10 protein-coding genes are annotated in these 10,702 nt (G+C 64.1%); 4 read left to right on the top strand and 6 right to left on the bottom strand.

Translation table 11 applies throughout. The features are described from left to right. Positions 1-4 precede the first annotated feature (4 nt). The 3 genes from ACIPY3_RS05980 to ACIPY3_RS05990 all read right to left on the bottom strand — a co-directional run bounded on the left by ACIPY3_RS05980 (position 5) and on the right by ACIPY3_RS05990 (position 1,905). Positions 5-412, bottom strand: a complete 408-nt coding sequence (locus ACIPY3_RS05980) for a DUF4383 domain-containing protein (protein ID WP_400331329.1) — start codon at positions 410-412, stop codon at positions 5-7. A gap of 132 nt (positions 413-544) precedes the next feature. Next, a complete protein-coding gene (locus tag ACIPY3_RS05985; RefSeq protein ID WP_400331332.1) occupies positions 545-1,309 on the bottom strand; it encodes a hypothetical protein in 765 nt (254 codons plus the stop codon). A gap of 125 nt (positions 1,310-1,434) precedes the next feature. Beyond that, a complete protein-coding gene (locus ACIPY3_RS05990) occupies positions 1,435-1,905 on the bottom strand; it encodes an Lrp/AsnC family transcriptional regulator (RefSeq protein WP_397323932.1) in 471 nt (156 codons plus the stop codon). 196 nt (positions 1,906-2,101) lie between these two features. Here ACIPY3_RS05990 and pdhA point away from each other — a divergent pair, with 196 nt between their 5' ends. The 3 genes from pdhA to ACIPY3_RS06005 are packed head-to-tail and all read left to right on the top strand — an operon-like array spanning position 2,102 to position 5,702. Further along, the gene (pdhA, locus tag ACIPY3_RS05995) at positions 2,102-3,271 is read left to right on the top strand and encodes a pyruvate dehydrogenase (acetyl-transferring) E1 component subunit alpha (RefSeq protein WP_400331335.1); all 1,170 of its coding nucleotides are present in this window, start codon (positions 2,102-2,104) and stop codon (positions 3,269-3,271) included. Beyond that, positions 3,271-4,281 carry an alpha-ketoacid dehydrogenase subunit beta gene (locus tag ACIPY3_RS06000; protein ID WP_400331338.1) on the top strand — a complete coding sequence of 337 codons (1,011 nt, stop codon included), beginning with the start codon at positions 3,271-3,273 and terminating at the stop codon, positions 4,279-4,281. Before pdhA ends, ACIPY3_RS06000 begins: the two co-directional genes overlap by 1 nt. Next, the gene (locus ACIPY3_RS06005) at positions 4,278-5,702 is read left to right on the top strand and encodes a dihydrolipoamide acetyltransferase family protein (RefSeq protein ID WP_400331341.1); all 1,425 of its coding nucleotides are present in this window, start codon (positions 4,278-4,280) and stop codon (positions 5,700-5,702) included. Before ACIPY3_RS06000 ends, ACIPY3_RS06005 begins: the two co-directional genes overlap by 4 nt. Before the next feature lie 90 nt (positions 5,703-5,792). On the opposite strand, the gene ACIPY3_RS06010 is transcribed toward ACIPY3_RS06005, so the two are convergent. From ACIPY3_RS06010 to ACIPY3_RS06020, 3 genes are all read right to left on the bottom strand, one after another. Then, positions 5,793-6,665: an NAD-dependent epimerase/dehydratase family protein gene (locus ACIPY3_RS06010; RefSeq protein WP_400331344.1), complete on the bottom strand. Its 873-nt coding sequence runs from the start codon at positions 6,663-6,665 to the stop codon at positions 5,793-5,795. Between the two features lie 148 nt (positions 6,666-6,813). Next, entirely contained in the window at positions 6,814-8,094 is a 1,281-nt protein-coding gene (locus tag ACIPY3_RS06015) for an HNH endonuclease (RefSeq protein WP_400331647.1), read from the bottom strand. A gap of 195 nt (positions 8,095-8,289) precedes the next feature. Then, entirely contained in the window at positions 8,290-8,940 is a 651-nt protein-coding gene (locus tag ACIPY3_RS06020; protein WP_400331650.1) for a TetR/AcrR family transcriptional regulator, read from the bottom strand. Positions 8,941-9,090: 150 nt separating this feature from the next. Between ACIPY3_RS06020 and ACIPY3_RS06025 the strand changes: the two genes are divergently transcribed. After that, a complete protein-coding gene (locus tag ACIPY3_RS06025; protein WP_400331347.1) occupies positions 9,091-10,701 on the top strand; it encodes a carboxyl transferase domain-containing protein in 1,611 nt (536 codons plus the stop codon). Position 10,702: the final 1 nt, after the last annotated feature.

Consider the following 10,702-nt stretch of genomic DNA (forward strand, 5'->3'; position numbering starts at 1 on the left):
TGGATCAGGCGCGGGCCGAGGCGGCGGTGACCTTGTCCTGGGAGAGCGCTACGCCAAGGAGGACCACGGCGCTGGCCAGGTGCAGCACGTTGTCTGCGCCGTTCAGGGCGATGATGTTCAGGGAACTGCCCACGAGGAACAGGCCCAGGATGCCGACCAGGAGATAGACGCCGCCCACGGTGGTGTTAACGGTTTTGGACAACGTAACGCTGTTGAGTCCTGCGTAGAGCAGGGCGGCTCCGATGGCCAGGTGGATCACGTTGTGGAGGGGGTTCACGGCGAAGATGATCAGGGTTGCACCTTCGGTGGCAAAGAACCCGGTTCCTGATGTGACGAAGAAACCGAGCACGCCTACCAGGAGGTAAACGGCTCCGAAGATGGTGGCGATCAAGCGATTGGGCGAAGTACGCATGGTCCGAACCTTTCGGTGGTAGCCGGTTGTTCCCGGCTTTGTCGCGAAGCTCCGGGTGGAGCTTTCACGGGTTGTTCGGACCATGCGCCCAGGTGGATGGGTGGTTCTTCGTAAATTTTTTGTGACGGTGGGTTAGGGGCGGAGCCGGATGCTGCTCATCTTGAGGTCGTTGGTGCCCTCGAAGACGTACCGGAGGTCGATGCTCTTGCCATCGCATTGCAGCGTGCCCGAGATGTCCGCCGTGTTCTTGCCGTTGGTGTTGTTGACGTTGACGGAGCTGTAATTGGGCTTGCAGGAACTGTCCAGTTCCAGGCCCGCGATGCCATCAACAAACGACTCTTTGTCCAGCTGGTCCTTGAGCTCCTGCTGCAGGTAGTCGTCGTAGGCCCGCTCCGTATCTCCTGCGACCACCAGGTTGGTGAACTCATCCGCCAGCGAGCGTGCCTTCGACGTTGCGTTGCCCACCAGGTTCACCAGCACCAGCACGCCCACCACGGCCAGGACGATCACGCCCGCAACAATGCCGAGCACAATCCACAGGACCTTCCGCTTTTTTGCCGGTTGCGTGGGCTGCTGGCCGTAGGGGTATTGGTTGGGCGGGTACTGTCCCGGCGCGTACTGGCCTTGTGGATAGGGGTTCTGGGTACCGGGGTTGGTGTTTTGGGGTCCGCCGTAGGGCGGGTTGCCGGCTGGGGAACCGGCGTACGACGGCGGCTGTTGCCACTGCGGCGGCGCTGCGGGCTGTCCGGGGTACTGTGGCGGTCCAGCCTGGTTGGGGTCGCCCGCCTGCGGGCCGTTGCCGGGTGCCGGTGGCACGGGTGGCGGTGGATATTGCCCGGGTTGGTTGGGATTGCGCGGGATGTCCTCGCGCCCGTTCGGTTCTTGCGGGTTGCTCACTACGGTGCCCCTTTCAGCAGCCTGCGGCCGCGCCACCACCTGTTCGGGACCTTTGGGCGGCCCCACGCGTCCCTCTGAATCAAACAGCATGCTTGCGTTCCCGGGCAAGAGGACCCTGGTATGGCTCAGGCCTCGGAACGCCTGCCCAGAAGCGGCTGCACGCGGTACGGAATCATTTCGCGCATGGCCAAGGCGGTGTCCGTCCGCTCAACTCCGTCGCAGGCCAGGATCTTGCCGTTGATCCGGTAGAGGTCCTCGGCGTCCAGGGCAACGACGCGCAGGAGCAGGTCCGCGGATCCGGTCAAGCCGTGCCCCTCCAGGATTTCGGGGATGTCGGCCAGTTCCCGCGCCAGGCTGGCGAGCTTTTGCTGTTGGACGTGGACGCTGATGAACGCCGTCAGCGGATAACCCAGGGCCACGGGATTGATGCGTCGCTCGAAGGACAGGAAGGCGTGCTTCTTTTCCAACTGGGCCATGCGCGCCTGGACGGTATTCCGGGAAAGCCCGAGCCTCTGAGCCAATGCCACTACGGTCCCTCTGGGATCCTTGGCCATCGCTGAAAGCAGCCGGGTGTCAGTGCCATCCAAGGGTTGCATAATGCGCAAGATTAGCACGGGTGGCACGCTCCAAACAGTGCAGGATGCTCAGTGACGGCGTGGGTAGTTGTACCCGATGCCTGTTGTGAGTAGGGTCACAAATATCCCGGGGCGAAGGTGCCAGGGGGCCGGTCTGCGGCTGGATCACAAGTCCGGCAAGGGCCGACGAACACGAGCCGGAAGGTCGCGATCACCTGTGTTGACGGATAAGGCGGGAAAGGGAGTGGACCAAGCCACTCCGGACCCGGAACAAAGTGCACATCATCCACTGCGGACTGGCGGCAATCTGCTGCAGTTGATATCGCCCGACGGTGAGCGGATCAGCCATCCGGAGTTCGATCTGTGGATCAAGGACATCGGCGACGAGCAACTCTGTGCTCTTTACGAGGACATGACCGTCATCCGGCGCATCGACACTGAGGCAACCGCACTCCAGCGCCAGGGCGAACTGGCCCTGTGGCCGCCGCTCCTGGGACAGGAGGCCGCACAGATCGGCTCCAGCCGTTCCCTGCGCGACGACGATTTTGTCTTCCCCAGCTACCGGGAGAGCGGAGTGGCCTACATCCGCGGCGCCCATCTCTCCGAAATCGCCAAAGTCTGGCGTGGCAATGCCTTGTACAGCTGGGATCCGCAGCGCATCAACATGGCCACCCCGCAGATCATCATCGGTTCGCAAAGCCTGCACGCCACCGGTTACGCCATGGGCGTCCAGCTTGACGGTGCCAGCACTGCGGTCCTTGCCTACTTCGGAGATGGAGCAACCAGCGAGGGCGACGTGAACGAGGCCATGGTCTTTGCCGCCAGCTTCCAGGCGCCCGTGGTGTTCTTCTGCCAGAACAACCACTGGGCCATCTCGGAACCCGTCCGGCTCCAGTCCCACATCCAGCTTGCGGACCGGCCCACCGGATTCGGCATTCCCAGCATGCGCGTAGATGGCAATGACGTCCTGGCGGTCATGGCTGCAACCCGCATAGCGCTGGACCGGGCCCGCAAGGGCGGCGGACCGACGTTCATCGAGGCCGTGACCTACCGGATGGGCCCCCACACTACGGCCGATGATCCCACCCGTTACCGGGATGCCAATGAGCTTGAAGACTGGGCCGCGAAGGATCCCATCCTGCGCCTCCGGAAACTGCTGGAGGCCAAGGGACTGCTCACCGGGGAACTTGAAGCCCAGGTCAAGACCAAGGCCGATGCCGTGGGTGCCGAACTCCGCTCCAGCTGCACCACCATGCCGGACCCGGAACCCCTGGACGTCTTCAACCACGTCTACAGCACCCCGAACCCGTGGATTGAACGGCAGAAGGACCACTATTCGCGCTACTTGAACAGCTTCAACGAAACAGTCGAGGAAGGTGCCCTCTGATGTCCAAGCTCACTTTCGCCCGGGCCATCAACGCAGGCCTCCGCAAATCCCTCGAGAACGATCCCAAAGTGGTGCTCATTGGTGAGGACATCGGCACCCTCGGCGGCGTCTTCCGCGTCACCGATGGCCTGCAGAAAGACTTCGGCAAGCACCGCGTGATCGATTCCCCGCTGGCTGAGTCGGGCATTATCGGCACGGCCGTCGGTTTGGCCTACCGCGGCTACCGCCCGGTCTGCGAGATCCAGTTCGACGGCTTTATCTACCCGGCCTTCGACCAGATCGTCAGCCAGGTGGCCAAAATGCATTACCGGACGCAGGGCCGGGTGAAAATGCCCATTACCATCCGTGTTCCGTTCGGCGGCGGGATCGGTTCGCCGGAGCACCACTCGGAATCGCCGGAGGCCTACTTCACGCATACTTCCGGGCTGCGCGTGGTGGCAGTGTCCAACCCGCAGGACGCCTACACCATGATCCAGCAGGCCATTGCTTCCGATGATCCCGTGCTGTATTTCGAGCCCAAGCGCCGTTACCACGACAAGGGTGATGTGGACGAGGGCCTGGACCTGTCCACGGCGGTGCCCCTGGACAAGGCCGCGGTGGTCAACGCCGGTACGGACGTCACCCTGGTTGCCTACGGACCGCTGGTGAAGACTGCCAAGGACGCTGCGCAGGCTGCGGCCGATGAAGGAACTTCCGTGGAAGTCATCGACCTGCGGTCCTTGGCTCCCGTGGATTACCCGGTGGTGGAAGCCTCAGTCCGCAAGACAGGCCGCCTGGTCATTACGCATGAAGCCGGGCAGTCCGGCGGACTCGGCGCGGAGATTGCCGCGAGCATCACCGAACGCTGCTTCAACTACCTCGAGGCCGCGCCGGTCCGGATCACCGGCTTCGATGTTCCGTACCCGTACTCGAAGGTGGAGATGCACCACCTGCCGGACCTGGACCGGATCCTTGATGGCGTGGACCGCGCGCTGGGGCGCCCCAACTCGCTGAGTGGACTGGAAGGATGACCGCCACCATGATTAAGGAATTCAGGCTGCCGGACCTTGGCGAAGGACTGACTGAGTCGGAAATCCTCAGCTGGAAGGTCGCCGTGGGCGACACCGTGGCGCTGAACCAGGTCATCGCCGAGGTGGAAACGGCCAAGGCCGTGGTTGAACTGCCTTCGCCGTTCGCGGGCGTCGTGGCAGCGCTGCATGAGCAGCCAGGAACGGTGGTGGAGGTCGGCAAGCCGATTGTCTCCTTCGAAGTGGAAGATGCCCGTTCTTCCGAAAGCGCCGGTTCCTCCAACGGTGCCGCCCCCAACGGCGGTGCCGCCAGTCAAACTGATGAAGCTCCGGCAACCCCCGCCAAACGCGAGCCGAACCTGGTGGGGTACGGCGCCGTCGTCGAGCATTCCGGACGACCCGTGCGACGAGCCCGTGGGACGGTCCGCACGGACGCAGTGGCACCCGCTGCGGTGCCTCCCGCCGCCGCGCCTCCCGCTGCGGTGCCTCCCGCTGCGGTGCTTCCCGCCGTCGAGCATGAAACGGCCGCCGACAGCGGAACAGGGGAGCGGCCGCGCTCCACCCCGCCGGTCCGCAAGCTCGCGCGTGACCTCGGGATCGACTTGGCGAACGTCCGCGGCACTGGACCCGGCGGCTTGATCACGCGCGAAGACGTGCAGTCGTTCTCAGGTGCCAGGCACGACGACACGGCGACGGACGTCGTGCCTTCTGCGTCGGAGCGTGAACGTGAAACGCGTACCCCCATCAAAGGCGTTCGTAAATTCACCGCAGCGGCCATGGTCCAGAGCGCCTTCAGTGCACCGCATGTCACAGAGTTCCTCACCGTCGACGTCACGGCCACCATGGATCTGCTGGCACGGCTCAAAGGCAGCAAGGCCTTCGAGGGCGTAAAGCTGACGCCGCTCACCATCGCGGCCAAGGCTGTGTTGATCGCGCTGCGGAACAACCCCACGCTGAACTCCCGCTGGGATGAGGAGCGGCAGGAGATTGTCCAGTTCAACTACGTCAACCTGGGCATCGCCGCGGCGACGCCCAGGGGGCTGACCGTGCCCAACATCAAGGATGCGCACGGGCTTTCACTTCACGGGCTCGCCACGGAACTCTCCGAGCTGACGGCTACCGCCCGTGCCGGAAAGACGGCGCCCGCCGAGCTCTCCGGTGGCACCATCTCCATCACCAACATCGGTGTTTTCGGGATCGACGCGGGCACGCCCATCCTGAATCCCGGAGAAGCGGCAATAGTGGCCTTGGGTGCGGTCAGGAAAGCTCCGTGGGTGGTCAACGACGAACTGGCCGTCCGTCAGGTCATGTCCCTCAGCCTGTCCTTCGACCACCGCCTGGTGGACGGTGAGCAGGGGTCCCGGTTCCTGTCAGATCTTGGCGCCATCCTCACGGACCCGGCCATGGTCATGACCATGGTCTAGCCGAAGGCTGCGCCGCCCCGCCCCTTGACGAGTACCCGCAGGAAACCGCGGCGAAGGGGTGGGCCGGCGCGTTCTGCTGTCCCGGCGAATTCAGTCTTCCGTGGGAGTGGTTCGGTTGGAATGCACGTCCCGCCAACTGTGCTCGGGCTCGAACCCCAGGTGCCGCCGCGCCTTGTCGATGGACAGCATGGTTTCGTGCCGTCCCAGGTCCTTGACCACGTCGACCCCGGGGAACACTTCGGCGGCAAGTTCGGCGCTGCTTCGGCTCATCACCGTGTCCGCGGCCGCGATGATGAACGCTTCGAAGCCCGGAGCGGCGGTCTCCAAGGCCCGGGCAACGGCCTGCGCGCCGTCGCGGGCGTCAATGTAGCCCCAGAGGTTCCACTTCCGGCGGTTGGCGTCCTGGTCGAAGGAGGGGAAGGCCTCGTAGTCCTCTGGATCCATGACGTTGGAAAAGCGCAGTGCCGTGATGCTGACATCGGGGTCCCAGCGGGTCAGCTGGATGGCCATTTGTTCCTCGAGGTGCTTCACGAGGGAATACGTGCTCTCAGGTCGCGCCGGGTACTCCTCGTCCACCGGGATGTACGGCGGCGGTGTATCGAACGGCAGACCGAGCACGGTCTCGCTTGAGGCGTAGACGAGCTTCTTGATCCCCGCCCGGCGTGCGGCTTGGAAGACGTTGTAGGTGGACAGCATATTGTTCTCGAACGTGGCTGCATCGGGCGCCAGGCCAGGCGCCGGGATGGCCGCCAGGTGCACCACGGCGTCGAGTCCGTTGTGCCGGTCGTCCAATCCGTGGATGACGTCGGCTACTTGTCCGTAGTTCCGGAGGTCCACGGTGACGAAGCCTTGGCTGCGCTGACCCACCTGGTCCAGGTTGAAGACAGTTTGGCCATCCTGCCTCAGCCGGCGGACCACGCTCCTGCCCAGCTTTCCACTTCCACCCGTAACGGCAATCTTCATGATGAGCTCTCTTCCTGGACCGACGTGTGACGTTTCAAACCGCTGCACTTCAGCCTAGGTGGACACGGACCCTGTGACAGCCCCTGAGAGTGGCCCTGTGAGTCCTAGGAAAGATAGCACGTGCTGAGCACAGGCGCGGGTGGACTGCTCAGGCGTTGGCAAGGCTTGGGTGGTGCCTTTGGCTCCTGGCTGCACTCCCGGGCAGTGGGGGAGCGGTTGAGGAGTAGTGGTGGCCGGTGGGTGTGGTGACTGTCAGTTGGTGTCTGTTGCCTGGTTCGGGCTTGGTGCTCCAGCCGGGGTTTTCTTTGGTGTGGTTGCAGTGTTCGCAGAGTCCGGCTGCGTTGGTGAGGGTGGTTTTGCCGCCTTGTGACCAGGGGATGATGTGGTCGTGGTGGCGGATGGGGGCGTCGCAGTAGGGGGTGCGGCAGAGGTTGTCGCGGGTTTGGATGAAGCGGCGCAGGCCTGCTGGGAAGAAGCGGGCTCGTGAGTCCATGGCGAGGAGTTCGCCGGTGGTTGGTGCGGTGTAGAGGCGGCGGAGCCAGATGTTGAGCTCGGCGTTGCTGGTGCTGGTGTCTTTGCTGGGGCTGTGGTCGGTGTCTGGTTGGTCTGGGGTGAGGAGGTTTCTGGCCCATTCGGCGGGGACGGTGCCGTATCCGTCCAGGCGTGCTGGTTCGGAGTCGCTTTGGAGGAGGGTGCGGTCGGTGATGACCAGTTGCAGGTCGATGCCGGAGAATCCTTGGCGCCTGCCGGTGATGCATTCGGTGAGGGTGTCGGCCATGATTTGGCCGCGTGTGCGGGTGTCGCCGTCGGAGCGTGCGGTGCTGGCTGCGTTGGTGAGTGCTTTGTAGACGGCGACTCCTTGGGCTACGGGCAGGAGCGCGGTGAGGTAGGTCATGGTGTCGGGGGCGGGGCGGAGGCTGACGTGCCGTTCGGTGGTGGCGTGGGCTGCGCGTTGGGTGATTGAGCGTGGGTCGCGGCGGTAGGCGGCGGCTTTGGCGGCGGCGATGATGGTTTTGTCCCCGGCGCCGTCGAAGGTGCCGGTGTCCGGGGCGAGTTCGTCGTCGACGGCGCAGCGGTCTTCGGCGGAGAGGCAGGCGGTTTCCTTCACGAGGAGGGTGGCGCGCCATTCGTTGAGTTGTCCTGTTTCGAGGGCTGTGAGGGTGTGGGGCATTTCGGTGACGAGTGCTTTGGCCAGGCCCAGGAGGCGGGAGCCTTTGTTGGGTGATTCGCGGCGGGCCAGGGCCACTTGGGTGGCCACGCCGCGGCCCTGCTCGCTGGCGGGGACCCCGGCGTCGGCTTGTTCTTGCCGCTGGGCCAGGTCGAACGCCACGGCGATCTTGGCTTGCAAGGCTGAGATCGCCGACTTCATGTCCTCAAGAACCCGCAACTGATCGACCATGATTTTGCTGTCCGCGGCAATCTGCAGCATGCCAATATCGGTCAGGAGCTGCGCGGTGGTGGGGGCTGCTTCTGGGCCGTGAAGTGACTCAACCCCTGCTGTCAGGACGCGAGCGTACTCAGGGGCAGGCGACGACCGTTCTGTGTCTGTCGCCTGTAGCAGTTGAGCTCCGTCCATGCCTTAAGTCTTTCAGTCGGCTGAGGCCAGCAGCAGGCCGACTCTGGCCTATGTGGACAACCTTGGATCATAGCGCTCCCCAGCCATCAGCGCAGCGAACGCCATCTGCTCAAGGATTGGCCGGGCGGTCCTGGCTGCGATCTTCCGGCCGTGCTGGCGGACAGAGTGCGGGGTGGAGTTGATCAAGCCGAAGGCGGCGTGTGCACGGACGCGGAGGTCTGCGGTGTCTACGCCGGCATGGAGCTGCCCCAGGACTTTGACCCACATTTCCACGTAGGAGCGCTGGAGGGACCTGACCTCCGCCTGGTCGGATTCGCCCAGGCTTCCGAAGTCCCGGTCCTGGACGCGGATCACCTCGGGATTCTTCAGCGCGAAGTCGACGTGGAACGCGATCAGCCCCCGCAATGCCGAGGAACGGTCATCGGCCTCGGCAATGACTTTCTGCCCACCGCTCACCAAGTTGCGGCTGACACTGAGCAACAATTCCGCCAGCACCGCCTGCTTGCCCGGAAAGTGCCGGTACACCGCTGGGCCGCTGACCCCGGCGGCAGCCCCGAGGTCTTCGAGCGAGACCCTGCTGAATCCGTTCTCGGCGAAGAGGCTGGCCGCTGCTGAGAGCAACGCCAGGCGCCGTTCTTCCTTGGCCTGGCTTCGCTGCGTGGTGGCGGCACGGGTGCCGTCCACCTCGGCAGGGGGCATTCCAACCACGTTTTCCTCCTCGGCGCCGGCTGCCCCGGCGGGCTGTGCTGGACATCACAGTTAATACAGACTAACCTAAATTTCAGTTACGTGGCACTAACCGAAATGGTCCGCACCTCAGAAAGCGGGCCGGGAATGGATCAGTGGTCGATGCAGACAATTGCCAGCACGGCAGGTGCCCCAACAGGCTCCTTTGACGCCAACCAGGAAGCGCAAACGGCGCTCGTGAAGGACTTGAAGGAGCGGCTCGCAAAGACAGCCCTTGGCGGACCGGAAAAGTCGAGGGAACGGCACGTCGCCCGCGGCAAGCTCCTTCCGCGCGAGCGCATCGACTACCTGCTGGACGAGGGCAGCCCGTTCCTGGAAATCGCACCCCTGGCCGCGAACGGCATGTACAACGACGATTCCCCCGGCGCCGGAGTCATCGCCGGGATCGGGCTGGTCCACGGACGCCACGTCCTGGTGATTTCCAACGACGCCACGGTCAAAGGCGGGACTTACTATCCGATGACCGTCAAGAAGCACCTCAGGGCGCAGGAAATCGCCCTGGAAAACAAGCTCCCGTGCATTTACCTCGTGGATTCCGGGGGAGCGTTCCTGCCGAAACAGGACGAGGTCTTCCCGGACAAGGAACACTTCGGGCGGATCTTCTACAACCAAGCCAGAATGTCCGCCGCCAAGATTCCGCAGATAGCCTCGGTGATGGGCTCGTGCACCGCAGGCGGAGCCTACGTGCCGGCGATGAGCGATGAGACGGTCATCGTGCGCAACCAAGGCACCATCTTCCTGGGTGGCCCGCCCTTGGTGAAGGCGGCCATCGGTGAAATCGTCACCGCAGAAGAACTCGGCGGCGGCGAGGTCCACGCCAGAATTTCCGGTGTGGCGGACCACCTGGCCGAGAACGACCAGCACGCACTGGAAATCGTCCGCGACATTGTGGCCACGTTGCCCAAGCCGGCCTCTCCGGTCTGGGACGTGCTCGACGTCGTCCTGCCGCCCGTCGTCGAACCGTCCGGAATCTACGGCGTGGTTCCCACGGACGTCAACGCCCAGTACGACGTCCGCGAGGTGATTGCCAGGCTCGTTGACGGTTCGGAATTCCACGAGTTCAAGAAGGACTACGGCACCACCCTGGTCACCGGCTTCGCCCATCTGCATGGTCATCCCGTGGGGATCGTGGCCAACAACGGGGTGCTGTTCAGCGAATCGTCCCTGAAAGGGGCCCACTTCATCGAGCTGTGCGACCAGCGCGGCATTCCCTTGATCTTCCTGCAGAACCTCTCCGGATTCATGGTGGGCAAGGACTACGAACAGGGTGGCATCGCCAAGAACGGGGCCAAGATGGTCACCGCGGTTGCCACCGCCCGGGTGCCCAAATTGACCGTGGTGATCGGCGGAAGCTTCGGGGCAGGGAACTATTCGATGTGCGGGCGCGCCTACTCCCCAAGGTTCCTGTGGATGTGGCCGGCCGCGCGGATTTCGGTGATGGGCGGCAACCAGGCTTCCAGCGTCCTTGCCACCGTTAAGCGCGAACAGTACGAGGCCCGCGGCGAGGAATGGTCCGCCGAGGAGGAAGAGGCCTTCAAAGCGCCCATCAAACAGCAATACGAGGACCAGGGAAGTCCCTACTACTCCACGGCCCGGCTCTGGGATGACGGCATCATCGATCCCGCGGACACCCGCCGGGTCCTGGGCATGGCCTTGGACGTGGTGTCCCGCCAGCAATTGCCCGAGACCTCTTTCGGCCTCTTCAGGATGTGAC

It is taken from the genome of Paenarthrobacter sp. NPDC089714, from assembly GCF_044748905.1.
GTDB lineage: Bacteria > Actinomycetota > Actinomycetes > Actinomycetales > Micrococcaceae > Arthrobacter.